Origin of the sequence: Bradyrhizobium iriomotense (assembly GCF_018130765.1) — a bacterium.
GTDB lineage: Bacteria > Pseudomonadota > Alphaproteobacteria > Rhizobiales > Xanthobacteraceae > Bradyrhizobium > Bradyrhizobium iriomotense_A.
Map to the genome: position 1 here is coordinate 85,926 of NZ_JAFCJZ010000015.1, position 21,714 is coordinate 107,639.

The window sequence follows — 21,714 nt, forward strand, 5'->3', positions numbered from 1 at the left end:
CGTCCTATGGCTAACAAGCCCGCGATTTCACGGGGTCTGTTAGTTAGGTCACAGATTTAGCTCCGTATTTGCCGCAGGATGTCGCGGGGAACTCCTGGGAAAAGATGACAAGAGTATCTGCTGTCTGATCTATACAGCGGATTACTTTGGATGCTTGGAAATGTCCGCAAAAAAGCCGAATTCGACTTCAGAATACTGTCAGTATTACTTCGATTCCTTGCCGGAGACGCGGTTTCCTAGGCGCCGGTAGGGCCAAGTGATGCGAAATCACACAAGCAATAGATGGTTTCGCTAAGGACTTGGTAATGCTAAGCAAGCTTAGGCGGTCGATACTTTCATAATTATTAACCCTTTTACGGTGCCCCGTTGAATTACGCTGGCAAATTTGACGCCGCGATTCCCTTCCACGGCGAAGGTTCCCATGCGCCCGCCTATGTCCACGTCGATTCCTTTACAGCTAAGGCGCACGGTCACGTGCCCGATGGGGCAGTCGTTGTTCCCGACCCGAACCTGATTTTTTACGGCGAGTTCAAGCGCGCAGGCCTCGACCTCGTGCTGTCCCATGAGGGGCGTGACGTCGTCGTTCACGATTATTTTAGGGGCGACAAGCGCGCGGCGATCGCCTCGCCCGATGGCGCGCACCTCACGGGCGACATCGTCAATGCGCTCACCGGCCACGTGCAATATGCGCAGGCCGCGCCAGGCGTTGCCACGGCCCAGGTCATCGGCCACGTCACGAAACTCTCCGGCAGCGCGACCGCGATCCGCAACGGCGTCTCGGTCGCCCTGAACAACGGCGACAATGTCGAGAAGGGCGATGTGGTCTCGACCGGCGCCGACTCGACGCTCGGCATCACCTTCATCGACGGCACCGTGTTCGGCCTGTCCTCCAATGCGCGGATGGTGCTGAACGAGATGGTCTACGACCCCAACGGGTCGAACAACTCCTCGCTGCTCAGCCTGGTCGCAGGCACCATCACCTTCGTCGCCGGCGAGACCGCCAAGCACGGCGACATGAAGGTCGACACGCCGGTCGCGACCATGGGCATCCGTGGCACCGCGGTGCTGAACCAGATCAATTTCGTCGTTCCCGTCGGCGGCGGTGATCCGCAGCCGCAGGTGAGCTTCCAGGTGCTGGTCGAGCCGAACGGCACCACCGGCTCCTACATCCTGTTCGACAAGGTCACGCTGCTGCCGATCGCGACGGTCAACCAGGCCGGCCAGATGATCCAGATCAGCGGCGGCAACGTCTCGATCAGCAACGCGCTGATGTCGCCGGACGTGCAGAAGCTGATCACGGACGTGTTCACGCTGAAGTTCACCGACAACAACAGCAACACCAAGCTGACCACGAACTTCACCGACACGATCACGCCGGGCGCCACCCAGGAGCTGATGTTCAAGTCGGCCTCGGGCGACGTCGCGATCGCGACCTTCACGAACCTCAATCACACGGGATCGGCGGGGCCGGGCGATTCCCAGCCGACCGCCGAGCGTATTCCCGGCCAGCCGCTGGCGCGGAGCCTCGATCTCGGCGGCAATGTGACGACGGCATTCTCGCTGAGCGAGCGCGCGGGCACCACCGGCGACACCACGCATTCCGATACGATCTCTGGCCGGATCACCTTCGTCGATCAGAATCTCGGCGACCTGCCGACGGTGAGCATAAGCCTCGCCGAGGCGCCGAACTACGTCTACAAGAATGCCGGCCAGCAGGACGTCACCGGCTCGCTCAGCGCTCTCCAGAAGCAGGACATCGCTGCGACGCTGATCCAGATCAGCGTGGCCCCCGACGGCGGCAACAACAACAACGGCTCGGCGGTCTGGACCTACACGATCCCCGACAACGTGTTCGATTTCCTCGCGGCCGGCGAAACATTGACGCTGACCTACATGGTCCGCGTCGACACCAATTTCCAGGTCAACCCGGAATCCGCGTTCATCCCGATCACCATCACGATCACGGGCACCAACGACAAGCCGGTGATCACCAGCAGCGTTCCGACCATCACGTTCGAAGGCGGCACCAGCGTGCCGGGCGGCCCGCTTGTCAGCGATGAGGCGACCTCGGGCACGCTGAACTTCGCCGACGTCGATCTGACCGACACGCACACCGTGTCGGTGGCGCTGACCAGTGCGACGCTGCCCGATGGCAGCACCGTTCCGCCGGGCCCGCTCGCGGCATTCCAGAGCGCGATGTCGGTTGCGATCGCGTCGGGTGCCGACAGCACCGGTGATGGCACCGGCACCATCAACTGGTCGCTGGCCGACCTTCCGGTCTATCTCGCCGACTTCATTCCGAGAGGCGAGGTGCTGACGCTCGTCTACACCGTGACGGTCACGGACGCGCAAGGCGCGACCGCGCAACAGACCATCACCGTCACGATCACCGGTACCGATGCGCCCGCCGTGGTGTGGATCGCGACCGAGAAGCCTGGCGCACCCTCGGGCGGCTTCTGGAAAGACGCCGCGAACTGGGCGACCGGCACCGTTCCGACCATCGACGACGACGTCATCGTCATCACCGATCAATTGCACGGCCTGACGCCGTCTTTCCCGGCCACGATCGACGCGCCGGCCTATGCCAAGTCGGTCACGATGAATGATTTCGGTGGTCCGCCGCCGCAGCTGATCAACCGGAGCTCGCTGACGATCGCGGGCTCGCTCGACATGGGCGCGGACTCGATCTTCACCAACGCCGCGACCGGCACGGCGTCGATCGGCGGCCTGGCCGAGATCCTGGACACCAGCGTATTCACCAATGCCGGATATTTGACGCTCAAGGCCGGCGGCGATTTCGCCGTCGGCACCACGATCACCAATTCCGGCACGCTCGAACTGTTCGGCGGCACGCTGAAGACGCTGGCCGAGATCCACAATGCCGGCGGCACGCTGAAGACCGATGCCGGCGCGACGTTGATCGTCGACGGCACGACGGTCGACGGCGGCACTGTCACCATTCTCGGCACGCTGGAGCTCGACGGCGTCAGCCTGATCGAGAACGGCACGCTGAACAATTCCGGCACGATCAACGTCAAGGGCACCGCCGAGTTCGCCGGCGAGACCGTGGACAACGCGGCGAGCGGTGTGATCGAGGTGCTGGCAAATGGCTGGCTGACGATCCATCAGGGTTCCAGCGTCACCAATGCCGGCCAGATCACCATCGACGCCTCCGGCAGGCTGGTCGTCAACAACGCGACGATCGGCGGCGCCGGCGAGGTGATCGGCACCCTGGACGGCGAGGGCGAGGATGGCCCGATCTTCAACGCCGGTGCCGGCACGATCACCAGCAATGGCGAGATCGATCTCACCGGCGACGCCGTCCTGAGCGGCGGCATCCTGAACAACAATGCCGTCTTCAACGTCAGCGGTACCGGCAATGCGCTGAGCGACGAGACCGTCACCAATGCCGGCATCATCGAGGTGCTCGCCGGCGGCGCGCTGGCGATCGATCTGGGCTCGACGGTCGACAATTCGAGCGGCAACGTCATCATCGACGGTAATGCCGCGCTGACGCTCGACGACACCACGATCAGCGGCGGCGCGATCAAGGGTGTGGGCACGATCGACGTCACCGGCGCCAGCCGCATCGACGGCGGGGCGACGCTGAGCATCAGCACGGTTACCGTCGACGCCGAGCTGACGCTGGACGGCATCACCGTGTCCGGCACCGAGATCACCGACAATTCCAGCATCGTGCTCGGCGGCACCGTCAAGCTCAAGGGCGGCGCAAATATCCAGGGCGGCCCGGTCACCAATCTCGGCACGCTCGAGATCGCCGGTGCGGCGACGCTGCTCAACGACGTCGTCACCAACACCGGCACGATCGCGGTCGACGACGGCCAGACGCTGACGCTGTCCGGCACGGAGATTTCCGGCGGCGCCATCAACGGCAGCGGCACGATCGACGTCACGGGTGCCAGCAAGATCGATGGCGGTGCCACGCTCAGCAATGGCGCCGTCACGGTCGAGAGCGGCATCACGCTGACGTTGGGCGATGCGACCGTTGCTGGTGCCGCGATCGCCAATCATGGAGCCGTCAAGGTCGATGCGGGCGAGACGCTGACGCTGTCGGCCGCGGGCCTGACCGGCGGTGCGCTCACCGTCCAGGGCACGGTGAAATCGACCGGCGCGACGACGATCACCGACGCCTCCGTCACCAACAACGGCCTGATCGAGGCGATTGGCGGCGTGCTGACGCTCGCCACCATGACCTCGGCCAGCATCGCCAATGCCGGCACGCTTCGGGCCAATGGCGCCGAGCTCGACATCGACCACCAGGCCGTCACCAACAGCGGCACGCTGGCTGCGATCAACGGCGGCACGCTGAAGCTGATCGCGACGACGGTGACTGGCGCTGCCGGCGCGGTTTCGGTCGGCTCCGCCTCGACTCTCGATCTCGTCGGCACGGTCATCGACGGCGGCACCGTGACGATCGCGGGAACGCTGGAATCGACCGGCACCAGCGCGATCGACAATGCCGGTATCACCAATACCGGTACGATCGCCGTCGCTGGCGGCACGCTGACGATCGATCCGGCCACGATCCACGCCATCACCAATCAGGGCCTGATCGAGGCGGTGACCGGCGGCACGCTGAAGCTGACGGCCGCCATCATCACCAATACCGGCGGGACGATCTCGGTTGACGACACATCGAAGCTCTATCTGACCAACGTGTCGATCAACGGCGGCAGCCTGAGCAATGCCGGCAATCTCTACAGCGTGTCGGGCTCCAACACGATCACGGCTGGCGTCACCAACACCGGTGGGACCATCGAAGTCCAGGCCGGCACGCTCAACCTTGCCGGCGGCATCACCGGCCCCGGCACGCTGATCGTCGACGACGGCGCGAAGCTGGAGCTCGGCGGCGCCGACGCGCAGACTGTCACGTTCGCCGGCGGCACCGGCACACTGCAGCTCGACAAGGTTGCCGGCCAGAGCTTCACCGGTACCATCGCGGGCGAGGCGGCGGCCGACGGCACATTCACCGTCACCGGCGACGCCGACATCACGGCGTCGGTTGGCAACGCGCTCGACTTCGCGGTGTCGAACGGGACGAATGCCAGCATCGTGCTCACGCTCACCGGCAAGGCGACCGGCACCGGCGCGAATTCGGTCGGCGTGCTCGTCGAGAATTCGAATGCCGCCAATGGCGGCGACATCTCGATCACCCAGCTCGGCGGCGCCGTCGGCGGTGCCTACGGCATCGATGCCCTCACCCAGGGCAGCGGCGACATCACCATCGACGCCGGTGGTGTCATCACCGGCAGCTCGATCTACGGCATCCGGTCGCGCAGCTATGGCACCGGCGACCAGACCGTCACGACCGAGACCGGCAGCGTTCTCACCTCGGGCAGCTCCGGCATCGTCGCCGTCAATCGTGCGACCTCGATCGGTGCAGCGGCCAGCAGCACCATCACGGTCAACGCCTACGGCACCATCAATTCCGGCAGCAGCCCGAATCTGAGCGGCAATACCCCGGCCGGCATCCAGACCGGTTACACCGGCGCCACCAACGGCACCAATGCCACCACCGCCGTCAACGGCTCGGTTGTCGTCAACAACCATGCCAACATCACCGCCGCCGCGGGCTACGGTATCCACGCCTATAATTACGGGAATGGCGACGTCACGGTGAACGATGCCGCCGGCACCACGATTGTCGGCGCGGAGGAGGGCATCAGGGCCCAGGCGCTCAGCGGCGGCACCGGCAACATCGCCGTCACGCTCGGCGCCAACGCCTCGGTGACGGGCACGACCAGCTACGGCATTCTCGCCTACAGCGTCGATCAGGGCGACATCAGCGTCACCCTTGCGGCGGGCGATCACGTCACCTCGGGCAGCTCCGGCGTCGTGGCGGTCAACTACGCCGTCGCGATCGACGACGATGTCGGCAGCACGATCTCGGTCGAGGCGCACGGCACGATCCATTCCGGCTCCGCGCTGAACAACGACCTGACCACGCCGGGCGCGATCATCGCCGGCTACAAGCCCGGCGGAAACGGGACCTTCTCGGGCGCGGTCAATGGCGATGTCGTCGTCACGAGCGATGCGACGATCACCGCGGATGCCGGCTACGGCATCGAGGCGTTCACCTGGGGTGTCGGCGACGTCACCGTCACGACCGGCGCGACCTCGCAGATCACCGCCGCGGGCACCGCGATCGGCGCCTTCAATCACGGCGGCGGCGACGTGACCGTCACCAATGATGGCTCCGCCACCGGCGCGATTGGTCTGTCGGCCCTGGCGGCCGGCGCGGGCGACGTCACCATCGTCAATCACGGTAGCATCACCGGCACGAGTTCTGTCGGCATCAGGGTCACGCAGAACGACGCGGACGCGGCGGGCGATCCGGTCGCGACCGGCTCGACACATATTACGAACAACGGTTCGATCGTGGGTGCGACCGGCCATGCCGCGATCTTCATCCAGGAAAACGCCACCGGTTTTGCGACGATCGACAATTCCGGCACGATCGGGCCGGCCGTCGCCTCGAGCGTGACCTCTGCGACCTATGCGATCGTCGAGACCGGCGGCGCCGCCATTACCATCACCAACACCGGCCACATCAACGGCAACATCTCCGCCGTCAGCGCGACCTTCTACAACAACGCCGGCGGCATCTGGACGGTGTCCGGAACGAGCGTCTTCGGCAACGTGTCCTCGATCGTCAACGGCGGCGAGATCGATCTGCTCAGCGGTGCCGCGATTTCCGTGGCCGGGCTCGGCATCACCAATACGAACGAGATCGAGAGCTGGGGCACGGCGTCGATCACGGGCACCATCACCAACAACCACTCCATCGAGGTCCACACCGGCACGCTGACGCTGTTCGACTCGCTGTCCGGCTCCGGCTCGGTCACGATCGACGCCGGCGCGACGCTCGAAATCAAGAGCACGGTGGCCCAGACCATCACCTTCGCGGGCGCCGGTGCCGGTGCCGAGCTCCAGATCGACACGACAACCTTCGGCGGTTCGATCTTCGGCTTCGCCGCCTTTGAGAAGATCGACCTGTCGACTTTCACCTGGGACAGCGGGAGCACGGCGGTCTACGACGCCATGACCGGCAATCTCGTCGTGAGCGACACGCATGATCACAGTTTCACGCTCAAGCTGATCGGCGACTACAGCGAGGCGCATTTCATCACCAGCAGCGACGGAAACGGTGGCACCATCGTCGAGATCGCTCCGGTCGACGAATGGATCTATCCTCTTGGCGGCGACTGGAACACGGCGTCGAACTGGAGCGTGGGCGTGCCCGGCGCCAGCTACGACGTGAAACTGCTCGCCGCAGGCGAGCCCTACACCGTCGACAGCGCGACCAACGTCACGATCCACGACCTCACCGTCGACTCCGGTGTGACGCTGCTGACCGAGCCCGGAACCGTGTTCACGGTGAAAGGCGAGGTCGTCCTCGACGGCCTGATCGAGGCCGGCCCATTCTCCGGGGATGATGTGTCGACGATCGACATCAAGGGCAACGTCACCGGCACCGGCGCGATCGAGATCTCCAACAAGGCGGTCGTGGAGATCGAGGGCTCGGTTTCGGGGGTCACTGTCTTCTACGACAACGGGCTCGGCACCCTGATCCTGGACGATTCCAAGCATTTCCACGGGCTGATCTCGGGGTCTTCGGACGGAGCCCCGCTCTCGTCCAACAACCTGATCGACCTGAAGGACCTCGCCTGGACGTCGAATATGTCGGCGCAGGCCGACTACAATGCGGATACGAACATCACCACGGTCGGCTTCTACAACGGCGCGACCACCGTCACCCTGTCGTTCCTCGGCAGGGACGTGAACTGGCACCTTCAGAGCGACGGTCAGGGCGGCACCACCGTCTACGATCCGCTCGCCGATGCGCCCATGACGATCGAGAGCGGCACGGTGCTGAACCTCAGCGAGGCTTCGTCACAGGACGTGACCTTCGCCAACGACAGCGGCACCACCGGCACGCTCGCGATCGAGCACGCCGCCGATTTCACCGGCACCATCAACGGCTTTGCCGGCGACGGCACCGTTGCCAATTCGGATTTGCTCGACCTCAAGGACATCGACTTCTCGACCCTGACCGGGGCGACCTACACGGAAAACGCCGACCATCTCGGCGGCGTGCTGACGCTGAGCGACGGCACCGACACCGCCACCATCAAGTTCGCCGGCAGCTACAGCATCGACAGCTTCCAGTTCGTGAGCGACGGCAACGGCGGCACGCTGGTCGTCGATCCGCCCACGGGACCGACCCTCGTCGGGACCAGCGGACAGGACCAGTTCGCCTTCACCAATTCGACGCTTCCGGTCCAGAGCACGATCGTCGATTTCGAGCTGGGCCAGGACAAGATCGACCTGCGCGAGTTCGCCGGCATCAAGTCCTTCAGCGACATCGTCATCACGCAGCAGGCGGGTGGCACGCTTGTCACGCTCGACGATCACCAGTCGATCCTGCTGAAGAATCTGGTCGCGAGCAGCCTGCACGCCAGCGATTTCATCGTTGCGAACCACGCCTGACGGTTCGGTGGCGGCACCTCGTCCGCGGCGGATTCCAGTACCAAAGGCCTAGCCGATTGCGTATTGTTGGCCCGATATCGGCCGAAAGCGGGCTGCGGGAAACTCGACCAGCATGAGACGTCTCAAGATCCTGCGGCGGTGGTTTGCGCAAAAATTCGGTTTTGCGCGGCTGATGTGCCTTGCGCTGCTGGTCGCGTTCGCCGGCGCCCGCCTCTGGGACCCGCCGCCGATCCAGGAATTGCGGCTGCGCACCTTCGACATGTTTCAGCTGATCGACCCGCGCCACAAGACGATGCGGCCGGTCGCCATCGTCGACATCGACGACAAGAGCCTCGCCAAGCTCGGCCAGTGGCCATGGCCGCGGACGCAAATCGCCGACCTGATCCAGAACCTCACCAGCAACGGCGCGGTCGCGATCGGCTTCGACGTGGTGTTCTCGGAGCCCGACCGGCTCAACCCGGACCTGGTCGCGGGACAGATGCGCTATCTGGACGATGCCACGCGTGCCAGGCTGCGCGAACTGCCGACCAACGACCAGATCCTCTCCGACGCGATCAGGCGCTCGCGCGTGGTGCTGGGCGAGACCGGGCAGAGCGCGATCTCGTCGGAGCTCGACAAGTCGCTTCCGTTCACCGGTGTCGCCACGGTCGGCGAGGAAAACGCTGAACGCTTCCTGTTCGAATTCCCGGGTCTCCTGCGCAACGTGCCCGTGATCGAGAAGGTCGCGGCCGGCCGCGGCCTGTTCACGATCAGGACCGAGCGCGACGGCCTGATCCGCCGCGTGCCGATGATCATGCGCGCCCAGGGCAACATCATGCCTTCGCTCAGCCTGGAGATCCTGCGGGTCGTCACCAGTACGCCGACGCTGCTGGTCCGGACCGACAAGTCCGGCGTGCGGGCCATCCGCATCAAGGGCAAGGAGATTCCGACCGACCGGAACGGCCAGCTCTGGGTGCACTATGCCCCTCATGACCCCTCGATCTACGTCTCGGCGGCCGACGTGCTCGACAACAGTGTCTCGCCGAGCAAGATCGCCGGCAAGCTCGTGCTGGTCGGCACCTCTGCGGTCGGCCTGAACGACATCAAGACCACGCCGGTCTCCCGGGCCATGCCGGGTGTCGAGATCCACGCCCAGGTGCTGGAGAGCGTGCTGAGCGGCGCGATGATCTCGCAGCCGAACTACGCGCTCGGTATCGAGCTGCTCGCCGCGCTGTTCATCGGTCTCCTCGTCATCATCTTCACGCCGAATCTCGGTCCCGTCCGCCTCGTGCTGGCGGGTGCGATGTTCGCCGCCATCCTGGTCGGCACGTCCTGGTTCTATTATTCGCAGGACCGCCAACTCATCGATTTCACCTATCCGCTGCTCTCGACCACCGCGATCTACCTGACGCTGATCTTCGGCAGCTTCGTGCGCGAGCAGCGCCAGCGCGTGCAGATCCGCGGCATGTTCGCGCAATACATGTCGCCGGTGCTGGTCGAGCAACTGGCGCAGTCGCCGGAAAAGCTCGTGCTCGGCGGCGAGGAGCGCGAGATGACGATCATGTTCTCCGACGTGCGCGGCTTCACCACGATCTCGGAAAGCTACAAGCAGGATCCGCAAGGGCTGATCGCGCTGATGAACCGCTTCCTGACGCCGCTGACCGACGTCATCATCGAGCGGAAGGGCTACATCGACAAATACATGGGCGACGCCATCATGGCGTTCTGGAACGCGCCGCTCGACGATGCCGAGCACCAGGTCAACGCCTGCGAGGCCGCGATCCGGATGCTCGAGAAGATCGACGAGGTCAACAAGGAGCGCGAGCAGGAGGCCGCCGACGGCGGTCACGTCTACATCCCGCTCAATGTCGGCATCGGCCTCAACACCGGCATCGGCGTGGTCGGCAACATGGGCTCCGACCTCAAGAAGAACTATTCGGTGCTCGGCGACAGCGTGAACCTCGCCTCGCGCTTGGAAGGGCAGACCAAGGAATACGGCTTCCCGATCATCGTCGGATCCAGGACGGCACTTGCCGCCAAGGACAAGTTCGCGATCCTCGAGCTCGACTTCATCATGGTCAAGGGCAAGACCGAGCCGGAAGTGATCTACGCCATCGCCGGCCGCGAGGACGTGATGCATTCGGCCGCCTTCCAGCGCCTGCGCAACATCACCATCGAGATGCTCGGCTGCTACCGCAACCGCGACTGGCAGGGCGCAATGAACGCGATCGAGCGTGGCCGCCGCAGCGAAGACGCCGACACGCTGGAAAAGCTGTTCAAGCTCTACGAGGCGAGGATCAAGGAGTTCCAGCTCAATCCGCCGCCGGAGGACTGGACCGGGGCGTATGCGCTGCTGACGAAGTAGTCGTCACACACTCGCTGTCGTCCCGGACAAGCGCGCCTCAAGCGCGCGCCGATCCGGGACCCATAACCACAGGGAGGAGTTGTGTGGCGAGCTGGTAACTCCGAGCCTTCGCCAAATTTTCTCCCTGTGGTTATGGGTCCCGGGTCTGCGCTGGCGCTTGCCCGGGACGACAGCGGTGTTTGACGTGACGCCCAGCGCTCAACAGCGGCTACCGTAGGGTGGGCAAAGGCGCGTCAGCGCCGTGCCCACGTCTTCTCTCACGTCGCATCATGGTGGGCACGCTTGCGCTTTGCCCACCCTACGGCGGCTGCGCTCGGCCCTCACTCCACCCCGATCGTCGTCAGGTCCTGGAACCAGTGCTGCGCCTGCACGAACTGCTTGATCTTCGGCGACAGCGCATGCGGGTTGGTGTCGTGGACGACCCAGACCAGCACGGCATCGTCGACGATCAGCGCATGCGCCTGCGCCAGCAGCTCGTCCTGCTTGGCGCTGTCGAAGGTCTGCTTGGCCTCGTCGATCAGCGCGTCGACTTTCGGATTCTTGTAGCCGCCCCAGTTGACGCCAACCGGCGCGATCTGGCCGGAGTGGAAGAAGCGGACGATGGCGTAGAGCGGGTCCGAGGTGACATAGGCGATGTTGTTGGCGGTGATGCCGGCGTTCATCTCGTCGGCTGCGCCCTTGCGCCAGTGCGTGTAGAGCGTCTCGAGCTCGACCACCTTGAAGTCGATGTCGATGCCGATCTCCTTGAAACTCTGCTGCAGGAATTCGTTCATCGGTAGCGACAGCATCTGGCCGGTGCCGCCCTGTGCGATGATGAAAGTGGTCTTCAGCGGCTTTGCTTTCGAATAGCCCGCTTCCTCCACCAGCTTCTTGGCGGCGGCGAGATCATATTTCAGCTCGAAGCTGGGCTTGCCGAACCACGGGCTCGACGGGTCGACCTGGCCCTTGGCGGGCTTGGCGAGGCCGTTCATCAGCCCGACGACTTCGTCGCGGTTGATCGCGAGATTCAGCGCCTTGCGCAGGCGGATGTCGGTCCAGGGCGAGCCGGGCAGCACGCTCAGGTGATAATTCCAGACATGCGGGGTGACGTTGTCGACCAGCTTCATGCCGGCTGCCTTCAGCTGCGGCACGGCATCCGGCGCCGGCGTCTCGATCAGGTCCACTTGGCCAGCGAGCAGCGCATTGGTGCGCGTCAGCGCTTCCGGCATCGGCACCAGCACGATCTTGTCGACCTTGGGAATGCGCTTCTTGTTCCAGTAGTCCGGATTCTTGCTGAGCTCGGCGAGCTCGCGCGGCACCAGCTTTGTCAGCTTGAACGGGCCGGTGCCGGAGGGCTGGCTCGCGAACTTGTCCCAGTCCTTGCCGAGCTTTTCATACTGCGCCGGGCTCGACACCAGGAACCACAGCATCTGATAAGGGAAGAAGGAATCGACGGTCTTGGTCGTGATCTCCACCGTGAAGTCGTCGATCCTGGCGTAACTGGCGACGGAGGGAAGGCGGGTCTTCACCTGCGCGCTCTGCCGCTTGTCGAATTGCGGCGCCTTGTCGTTGAGCACCTTGTCAAGATTCCAGATCACCGCATCGGCGTTGAACTCGCTGCCGTCGTGAAACTTCACGCCCTTGCGAAGCGTGAAGCGCCATTTGGTCTTGTCGGCATCGTCGACTTTCCATTCGGTGGCGAGGCCGGGGACCAGCTTGCCGGGACGATCGGCGACGTCCATCTCCCAGGCTACCAGCGGATCGTAGATCGTGTAGGCCGTGAACTGATAGGCGCCGGCGCCGCGATCGGGCTGGCCCGTCGTCAGCGGAATGTCCGCCATCGAGATGCCGTAGCGCACCACCGTTTCGGCGCGCGCCGAGACCGCGGAAACTGCCAGCGCAAGCACGGCGAGACAGGTCGATAGACGAATACGCATGGCCCAAAGCTCCCAGGAGATTTCAGGGCCAAACTTGCAATCTTGATGCCAGAATAGGCAGCGTGGCAATTTTGCCCGTGCGTTATCACAAGGACTTGTCGTCGCGGGGGCAATTTGCAGAATAAGTTTCTCTTTGGCATAGCCATTGCATACGATTGCATCAAAATTAATCATCGAAAGCCGAAGAAGGATCGAGGCGATGCTTATCAAGAACAAGAAGACTCGGGCAGCGCTGATCGCGCTCTTGGCACTTGGCAGCGCGGCCGCATGGCCGCGCGTCGTTGCTGCGGAAACGGTGCTGCGCATCGGCATGACTGCTGCCGATATGCCACGCACCCTCGGCCAGCCCGATCAGGGTTTTGAAGGCAATCGCTTCACCGGCCTCACCATGTACGACGCGCTGACCGGCTGGGATCTGTCCTCTGCCGAGAAGCCAAGCGTGGTGATCCCCGGCCTTGCCACCGAGTGGAAGGTCGACGATGCTGACAAGACCAAATGGACCTTCAAGCTGCGCCCCGGCGTGACCTTCCATGACGGCTCGCCGTTCAATGCCGACGCCGTGGTGTGGAACGTCGAGAAGGTGCTGAAGCAGGACGCGCCGCAATTCGACGCCAGCCAGGTCGGCGTCACGGCCTCGCGCATGCCGACGCTGGCCTCGGCGAAGAAGATCGACGACATGACGGTCGAGCTCACCACCAAGGAGCCCGACAGCTTCCTGCCGATCAACCTCACCAATTTGTTCATGGCGAGCCCGGCGAAGTGGCAGGCCTTCTACGATAAGGCCGAAGGCGCGGACGCCAAGGCGAAGTCGCAGGCCGCATGGACCGCCTTCGCCAAGGACGCTTCGGGCACCGGCCCATGGAAGATGGCGAGCTTCACGCCGCGCGAGCGGCTCGAGCTGGTGAAGAACGCGAGCTACTGGAACAAGGATCGCGTGCCCAAGGTCGACAAGATGGTGCTCTTGCCGATGCCGGAGGCGAACGCGCGCACCGCGGCGCTGCTCTCCGGCCAGGTCGATTGGGTCGAGGCGCCGGCGCCGGATGCGCTGCCGGAGCTGAAGCAGCGCGGCTTCAAGCTCTACGCCAACGAGCAGCCGCATGTCTGGCCGTGGCAGTTCTCGCGCGTCGAGGGTTCGCCCTGGAATGACATCCGCGTGCGCAAGGCGGCAAACCTCTGCGTCGATCGCGAAGGCCTCAAGGACGGCCTGCTCGCCGGTCTGATGGTGCCCGCGACCGGCACTTTCGAGCCGGGCCATCCCTGGCGCGGCAAGCCGAGCTTCGCGATCAAGTATGACAAGGCGGCTGCGCAGAAGCTGATGCAGGAGGCCGGCTTCGGCCCGAACAAGAAGCTGGCGGTCAAGATCCAGACCTCGGCGTCCGGCTCCGGCCAGATGCAGCCGCTGCCGATGAACGAATATCTCCAGCAGGCGCTCGCCGAATGCTATTTCGACGTGAAGCTTGACGTCATCGAGTGGAACACGCTGTTCACCAACTGGCGCCGCGGCGCCAAGGACCCCTCGGCCAACGGCTCGAACGCGACCAACGTCACCTATGCGGCGATGGACCCGTTCTTCGCGCTGGTGCGCTTCCTGCAGTCGAGCATGGCGCCGCCGGTCTCGAACAATTGGGGTTTTATCAACGATCCCAAGTTCGACGAGCTGGTGAAGAAGGCGCGCCAGACCTTCGATCCCGCCGCGCGCGACGCCGCGCTCGCCGAGCTGCACGCCGCCTCCGTCGATGACGCCGCCTTCCTGTACGTCGCCCACGACGTCGGCCCCCGCGCCATGAGCCCGAAGGTGACAGGCGTCGTGCAGCCGAAGAGCTGGTTCATCGACTTCTCGCCGGTGTCGATCGCGCAGTAATGCGTGCCGCATACTCGCTGCACCCTCTCCCCCTGTGGGAGAGGGTGGCTTCGCGACAGCGAAGCCGGGTGAGGGGTCTCTCTCCGCGGAGAGACCCTCGCTCGTTTGAGATGACCGTATCCGCGGATAGAACCCCTCATCCGGCGCTTCGCGCCACCTTCTCCCGCAAGGGGAGAAGGAAGAAAGAACCAAACGTGCTCGCCTACACCGCCAGACGCATTGTCTATGTCGTCCCCATCGTCATCAGCGTGGCGCTGGTGTGCTTCCTGCTCGTGCACATCACGCCGGGCGATCCGCTCGTTGCGGTGCTGCCGGCCGATGCGTCGCAGGAGCTCGCGGCGCAGCTGCGCGCCGCCTATGGCTTCGACCGCCCGCTGCCGGTGCAGTTCGGGCTTTGGCTGCTCCGTGCCCTTCATGGCGATCTCGGCAATTCCATCGCGACGGGGCGCCCCGTGCTGGCCGAGGTCATGCGCGCGGTCGGCAACACCGTCACGCTCGCGATCGCCGCCGCCATCATCGGCTTCACCATGGGCATCCTGCTCGGCCTGATCGCCGGCTATTTCCGCGAGACCTGGATCGACAAGGTCGCGACCTCCTTCGCCATCGCCGGCGTCTCCGTGCCGCATTACTGGCTCGGCATGCTGCTCGTCATCATCTTCTCGGTCCAGCTGAACTGGCTGCCCGCGGTCGGCGCCGGTCCCAGCGGCTCGAATTCCTGGGCCTGGGATTGGGCGCATCTGAAATATCTCGTGCTGCCGGCGATCACGACCTCGGTGATTCCGATGGGCATCGTCACCCGCACGGTGCGTGCGCTCACCGGCGATATCCTCAGCCAGGACTTCGTCGAAGCCCTGCGCGCAAAAGGCCTGCGCGAAACCGGCGTGTTCCGCCACGTCATCAAGAACGCCGCGCCCACCGCGCTCGCGGTGATGGGGCTTCAGCTCGGCTACATGCTCGGAGGCTCGATCCTGATCGAGACCGTGTTCTCCTGGCCGGGCTCGGGCTTCCTGCTCAACTCGGCGATCTTCCAGCGCGACCTGCCGCTGCTGCAGGGCACGATCCTGATCCTGGCGCTGTTCTTCGTCTTCCTCAATCTGCTGGTCGACATCGCCCAAGCCGCGATCGACCCGCGCATCAAGCGGGGCTAGCAATGAGCCCAGCTGTAGCCAAGAGAAAGGTGCGCTCCCTCCCCCGCCTGCGGGGGAGGGTTGGGGAGAGGGTGTCTCCTCAATCGAGGACCCCCAAGAGGAGAAAACCCTCACCCGCGCCTTCGGCGCGACCTCTCCCGCAAGCGGGAGAGGTGTACCACCTCCTTGGCTCGCATCGATCGTACCAACTTCCGGGAGCCAGCCAATGAGCGAGCTTCCGTTGTCCGCCACCGCCGACGCCGCGCTGCAGGCCGCGCCCGCCACCAAGGCGCGCGGCTATTGGGCGACCGTCGGCCGCCGCATCATGCGGGACAAGGTCAGCATGGCCTGCGCGCTGGTGCTGCTGCTGATCTTCCTCTCCGCGATCCTCGCGCCGTGGCTCGGTCTCGAAGATCCCTATAAGGGCTCGATGATCCGCCGCCTCCGTCACATCGGCACCACAGGCTATCCGCTGGGCACCGACGAACTCGGCCGCGACATGCTGGCGCGGCTGATCTATGGGGGGCGGCTGTCGCTGGTCATCGGCATCCTGCCGGTCATCCTGGCCTTCTGCGTCGGCACCTCGCTCGGCATCATTGCCGGCTATGTCGGCGGCAAGCTCAACACCGCGATCATGCGCACGGTGGACGTGTTCTACGCCTTCCCGTCGGTGCTGCTGGCCATCGCGATCTCCGGCGCGCTGGGGGCCGGCATCCTCAATTCCATCGTGGCGCTGACCATCGTATTCGTGCCGCAGATCACCCGCGTCGCCGAAAGCGTCACGACAGGCGTGCGCAATATGGACTTCGTCGAAGCCGCGCGCGCCTCCGGCGCCGGCGCCTTCACCATCATGCGCGTGCACATCCTCGGCAACGTGCTGGGCGCCATCTTCGTCTATGCCACCAGCCTGATCTCGGTCTCGATGATCCTGGCGGCCGGTCTGTCCTTCCTCGGCCTCGGCACAAAACCGCCGGAGCCGGAATGGGGCCTGATGCTGAACACCCTGCGCACCGCGATCTACGTCAATCCCTGGGTCGCGGCCTTGCCGGGTGCGATGATCTTCGCGGTCTCGATCTGCTTCAATCTGCTCTCTGACGGCTTGCGTAGCGCCATGGACATCAGGAACTAGGCCATGAGCGAGATCAACACATCTGTTGAAATGCTGGAGCCGGTCGAGGACGTCGGCGGCGTCGCGCAGCCGCTGCTCCAGGTCAACGGCCTGACCAAGCACTTCCCGGTGCGCGGCGGATTGTTCGCCGCCAAGCGTACCGTACGCGCCGTCGACAATGTCTCCTTCTCCGTCGCCAAGGGTGAGACGGTCGGCATCGTCGGCGAATCCGGCTGCGGCAAATCCACCACCGCGCGGCTCTTGATGCATCTGATGCCGCGCGATGACGGTGACATCATCTATGACGGCATGACCGTCGGCCGATCCTTGTCGTTGCGCGAGCTGCGCCGCGGCATGCAGATGGTGTTCCAGGATTCCTACGCCTCGCTCAATCCACGTCTCACCATCGAAGAGTCGATCGCCTTCGGCCCGAAAGTCCACGGCATGGCCGATGGCGCGGCGAGGGCGCTGGCGCGCGAGCTGCTCGGCAAGGTCGGCTTGCGTCCGGAAAACTTCGCCAATCGCTACCCGCACGAGATCTCCGGCGGCCAGCGCCAGCGCGTCAACATCGCACGCGCGCTGGCGTTGTCGCCGCGGCTGGTGATCCTGGATGAGGCGGTCTCCGCGCTCGACAAGTCCGTCGAGGCGCAGGTGCTCAATTTGCTCGCCGATCTCAAGCGCGAGTTCGGCCTGACTTATCTCTTCATCAGCCATGACCTCAATGTCGTGCGCTACATCAGTGACCGGGTGCTGGTGATGTATCTCGGCGAGGTCGTCGAACTCGGCCCGGTCGACGAGGTCTGGGACAGCCCCGCGCATCCCTATACGCGCGCGCTGCTCGCCGCGATGCCGTCCTCCGATCCTGACAGACGCACCGAGAAGCCGCCGATCACCGGCGATCCGCCCAATCCGATCGACCCGCCACCGGGCTGCCGCTTCCACACCCGCTGCGCGTTTGCGGAGCCGCTCTGCGCAAATGCCGCACCAAAGCTCACGGCCGTCGATACAATGGGCCACGAGGCCGCGTGCTACATGGCGATCCCGGGTTCAGGCCATAGCCGCGCACCCGCAGGGGAAACAGCATGACAAGACCGACACCAAAAGAGATCAAGCCGATCGCGCAAGTCTCGGGCGTTCCCGTGGACGACGAGATCGCAACGCGCATCTCCAACTCCATCGGGCCCGCCTTCGAGGGCTTTGCCGCGATTGCCGGCACCTTGCCCTTCGACCTCGAGCCGGCGTCCTACGTGGTTGCGCAGGCGACGAAGGTGTCGAAATGAGCCTTGAACCTGCCTTGATGACTCTCACCGAGGTCGCGCGTGCGATCGCGATGAAGCAGGTGTCTTCGCATGAGGTCACGCGTGCGCTGCTGCACCGCATCGCGCAATGGCAGCCGCATCTCAACGCCTTCATGTCGATCGAATCGGAGGCCGCGCTGAAGGCGGCCGAAGCCGCCGATGCCGAGCTCGCCAAGGGCAATGTCCGCGGTCCGCTGCACGGCGTGCCGCTCGCGCACAAGGACATGTATTACGACGCCGGCCACGTCGCGACCTGTGGCTCGCTGATCCGCCGCGATTTCGTCGCGACCACGACGTCCACCGCCTTGCAGCGGTTGAAGGACGCCGGCCAGGTCCGCCTCGGCACGCTACATCTCGCCGAGTTCGCCTATGGTGCGACCGGGCACAACAGCCATTATGGTCCGGTGCGCAATCCTTGGAACGTGGCGCACATCACCGGCGGCTCGTCCTCGGGCTCCGGCTCGGCGGTCGCAGCGCGCCTGACCTATGCCGCGCTCGGCTCCGACACCGGCGGCTCGATCCGCATGCCCTCGCATTTCTGTGGTGTCACGGGGCTCAAGACCACCTGGAGCCGCGTCAGCCGCGCCGGCGCCATGCCGCTGTCGCAATCGCTCGACACGGTCGGCCCGCTCGCGCGCACCGCGGAGGATTGCGCGCTGCTGCTGGCGTTGACGGCCGGCCCGGATCCGGAGGATCCGACCGCGAGCCACGAGGCTCTCTCGGACTACGTCGCCGCGACCAAGGGATCCCTGAACGGCCTCAAGATCGGCGTGCCCGCGACCTACTATGTCGACGATCTCGACAGCGAGGTCGCGCGCGTGCTCGACGAGACCATTGCGGTGCTCAAGCGCGAGGGCGCCGACATCGTCAAGGTCGAGCTGCCGGACCAGCGGCAATTGCAGGCGGCGAGCCAGCTCGTGCTGGCCGCTGAAGCCGCCGCCTTCCACAAGCGCTGGCTGGTCGAGCGTTCGCAGGATTACGGCGCGCAGACATTGATGCGCCTCCAGAACGGCTTGGCCGTTCCCGCCATCACCTATCTCGAGGCGATGCGCTGGCGCGGCCCGGCGCTCGCCGCGCACAATGCGGCGACCGCGGGCGTCGACGCCGTGATCGCACCGGCTTCGCCAGTGCCGGCGCCGACGATCGAGGAGAGCGACGTCGGCGGCGGACCGAACGCGCCGGCGCTGTTGCAGCGGCTGACGCTGTTCACCCGCCCGGTGAATTTTTTGGGCCTGCCGTCGTTGACCATTCCCTCGGGCTTCACAAAGAGCGGCCTGCCTGTCGGCATGCAGCTGATCGGCCGCTCCTTCGATGAAGCGACCTTGCTCACCATCGGCGCCGCCTTCCAGCGCGCCACCGACTACCACGACCGGATACCCAAACTGCCGTCATGACCAAGCTCGTCGAGATATCAGGCCTCAACATCCGCTTCACCGGCGAGCGCACGGTCTATGCCGTGAATGACCTCAGCCTGTCGCTCGGCGATGGCGAAGTGCTGGGCCTGCTCGGCGAATCAGGTTCGGGAAAAAGTGTGACGCTGCGTGCGCTGATGCGGCTGTTGCCGAAAAAGCGCACGCAGATTTCGGGCAAGGTCAACGTCATGGGACAGGACGTGCTTGCCATGAATGACGAGCAGCTGTCGTCGTTCCGCGGCCAGACCGTCTCGATGATCTTCCAGGAGCCCGCGCTCGCGCTTGACCCCGTCTACACCATCGGCGCGCAGATCGCTGAGAGCGTGGTGCGCCACGAGGGCAAGTCTTATGCGGAGGGGCGCGCGAGAGCGCTGGAGATGCTCGAGGTCGTGCGCATTCCCTCGGCCAAGCGGCGGCTGGACGCCTATCCGCACGAAATGTCCGGCGGCATGCGCCAGCGCGCGATGATCGCGCTGGCGCTCGCCTGTCGTCCCAAGATCCTGCTGGCGGATGAGCCGACCACGGCGCTCGATGCCACCGTGCAGATCCAGATCCTCTTGCTGCTGCGCGAGCTGCAGCGCGAGTTCGGCATGTCCGTCATCTTCGTGACCCACGACATTGGTGTGGCGATCGAGATCTGCGACCGCGTCGCGGTGATGTATGCCGGCCAGATCGTGGAGCAGGGGAGCCTGCGCGACATCGTCCGCACACCGGTGCATCCCTATGCCAAGGGCCTGCTCGCTTCCACCATCCACGGCGCGAAGCGAGGGCAACGGCTCGAGACCATCCCCGGCACCCCGCCATCGCTGGCCGAAAAGCCCCACAACTGTTCCTTCGCCCCCCGCTGCGCCATGGCGCAGCCGCGTTGCCTGGAGCAACTGCCAGCGAATGTGGAGGTCGGGCCGGGAAGGGCGGCCAGGTGCGTGCTGGCGGAGCCGGTGGTCGCGACGTAGTTCGTTCGCTGGAAGCCGAGGTACATCCCCGCGCACAACTGCGCTCCCTCCCCCCTTGCGGGGGAGGGCTATCGCATATGGCGTGCGCGATGCTGCGGCATCGGCACTGGGCTCCCTCTCCCGCTTGCGGGGGAGGGCTGGGGTGGGGGTGTCTCCGCGTCGGGATTGTCGAGGATTGCGGAGGATATCCCTGCGTGGCGAGAGCCCTCACCCGCCGCGCTCTGCGAGCGCGGCGGCCTCTCCCGCAAGCGGGAGAGGCGGAGCAAGCCCGCGGACAATCCTCGTGAAATCCATATGCGATTGCCCCGCCTTGCGGGGGAGGGCGGGGGAGGGGGGTAGCCCAGGAAATGGTCTAACCATCTACGATCCTGCCGCGCGCACAAATCGAGAGAGTCCCCGTGTGGCACCCCTCTCCCTGTCCCTCCCCCGCAAGGGGGGAGGGAATGAGAGTGCAGTGCGTCCCTCACTGAGAAATGCGCGCTCGCATGGAATTCCTCTATGACAACACCGAGTTGTCACAGTTCGCCGCCCGCATTCCGGCCAAGCGCGTTCTACTGTGCATGGGGTTGTTTTCGACATTTTTTGTTGGGGCGGTGCGGCAGCGAGGGCCGCAGGGGGGTATTCAGACCCCATTCATCCCGGTTCCGGTTCCATGCGCCCGTTCACGGAGAGGGACTTCAACTTATGTACATTTCTGGCCAAAGCCTCATCGTCATCCTGTTCGTCGGCCTGGTCGCCGGCTGGCTCGCGGGGAAGGTGGTCCGCGGGAGCGGGTTCGGCATCATCGGCGACATCGTGATCGGCATCGCCGGCGCCTTCGTCGCTAGCTTCCTGTTCCCGCGGCTCGGCATCCATCTCGGCATCGGGCTGGTCTCGGAGATCATCTATTCCGCGATCGGCGCCATCATCCTGCTGCTGGTGGTCCGCCTGGTGCGCGGCGGCGGGCGGCTCTAGCGCTTGAAAGCCGTCGGAACCTGGCGCCTCCCCATCTTGGGAAAGGCGCCAGGTCCGCAAGAAAAAGCCGCAAGCCTGTGAGATTCCGGGCTTGCGCGCGGGGCCATCAGGGGTAGTAGATGGGGCCATCAGGGGTTTGGATTGATTCAACCGCGTTGACGAAGGGCTGAGAACGCGATGTTAATCCAGGTCAATTACTCCTGAAATTGCCTTTGAAATCAGGGGCGTTG

At 64.8% G+C, this 21,714-nt stretch carries 11 protein-coding genes; 10 read left to right on the plus strand and 1 reads right to left on the minus strand.

The features are described 5' to 3' along the window. The first annotated feature begins 366 nt into the window (after positions 1–366). Together JQ635_RS39240 and JQ635_RS24565 are read left to right on the plus strand one after the other, a co-directional pair. Positions 367–8,511 (plus strand): FecR domain-containing protein, encoded by an 8,145-nt coding sequence (locus JQ635_RS39240; RefSeq protein ID WP_283826899.1) that lies wholly within the window; start codon positions 367–369, stop codon positions 8,509–8,511. Positions 8,512–8,623: 112 nt separating this feature from the next. Then, positions 8,624–10,855 (plus strand): CHASE2 domain-containing protein, encoded by a 2,232-nt coding sequence (locus tag JQ635_RS24565; RefSeq protein WP_211412356.1) that lies wholly within the window; start codon positions 8,624–8,626, stop codon positions 10,853–10,855. 320 nt (positions 10,856–11,175) lie between these two features. Here the strand turns inward: JQ635_RS24565 and JQ635_RS24570 are convergent, their stop codons facing one another. Further along, a complete protein-coding gene (locus JQ635_RS24570; protein WP_211412357.1) occupies positions 11,176–12,771 on the minus strand; it encodes an ABC transporter substrate-binding protein in 1,596 nt (531 codons plus the stop codon). A gap of 199 nt (positions 12,772–12,970) precedes the next feature. Between JQ635_RS24570 and JQ635_RS24575 the strand changes: the two genes are divergently transcribed. From JQ635_RS24575 to JQ635_RS24610, 8 genes are all read left to right on the plus strand, one after another. After that, a complete protein-coding gene (locus JQ635_RS24575) occupies positions 12,971–14,632 on the plus strand; it encodes an ABC transporter substrate-binding protein (RefSeq protein WP_211412358.1) in 1,662 nt (553 codons plus the stop codon). A gap of 194 nt (positions 14,633–14,826) precedes the next feature. After that, a complete protein-coding gene (locus JQ635_RS24580; RefSeq protein WP_018643381.1) occupies positions 14,827–15,780 on the plus strand; it encodes an ABC transporter permease in 954 nt (317 codons plus the stop codon). A 205-nt stretch (positions 15,781–15,985) separates the two neighbouring features. Beyond that, positions 15,986–16,888: an ABC transporter permease gene (locus JQ635_RS24585; RefSeq protein WP_211412359.1), complete on the plus strand. Its 903-nt coding sequence runs from the start codon at positions 15,986–15,988 to the stop codon at positions 16,886–16,888. Positions 16,889–16,891: 3 nt separating this feature from the next. Then, positions 16,892–17,953, plus strand: a complete 1,062-nt coding sequence (locus JQ635_RS24590) for an ABC transporter ATP-binding protein (protein ID WP_211412360.1) — start codon at positions 16,892–16,894, stop codon at positions 17,951–17,953. After that, positions 17,950–18,147: a hypothetical protein gene (locus tag JQ635_RS24595; protein WP_211412361.1), complete on the plus strand. Its 198-nt coding sequence runs from the start codon at positions 17,950–17,952 to the stop codon at positions 18,145–18,147. Before JQ635_RS24590 ends, JQ635_RS24595 begins: the two co-directional genes overlap by 4 nt. After that, entirely contained in the window at positions 18,144–19,559 is a 1,416-nt protein-coding gene (locus JQ635_RS24600) for an amidase (protein WP_211412362.1), read from the plus strand. Before JQ635_RS24595 ends, JQ635_RS24600 begins: the two co-directional genes overlap by 4 nt. Next, on the plus strand, positions 19,556–20,530 hold the full coding sequence (locus JQ635_RS24605) for an ABC transporter ATP-binding protein (protein ID WP_211412363.1): 975 nt from the start codon (positions 19,556–19,558) through the stop codon (positions 20,528–20,530). Before JQ635_RS24600 ends, JQ635_RS24605 begins: the two co-directional genes overlap by 4 nt. A 684-nt stretch (positions 20,531–21,214) precedes the next feature. After that, positions 21,215–21,484: a GlsB/YeaQ/YmgE family stress response membrane protein gene (locus JQ635_RS24610; RefSeq protein WP_211412364.1), complete on the plus strand. Its 270-nt coding sequence runs from the start codon at positions 21,215–21,217 to the stop codon at positions 21,482–21,484. Positions 21,485–21,714: the final 230 nt, after the last annotated feature.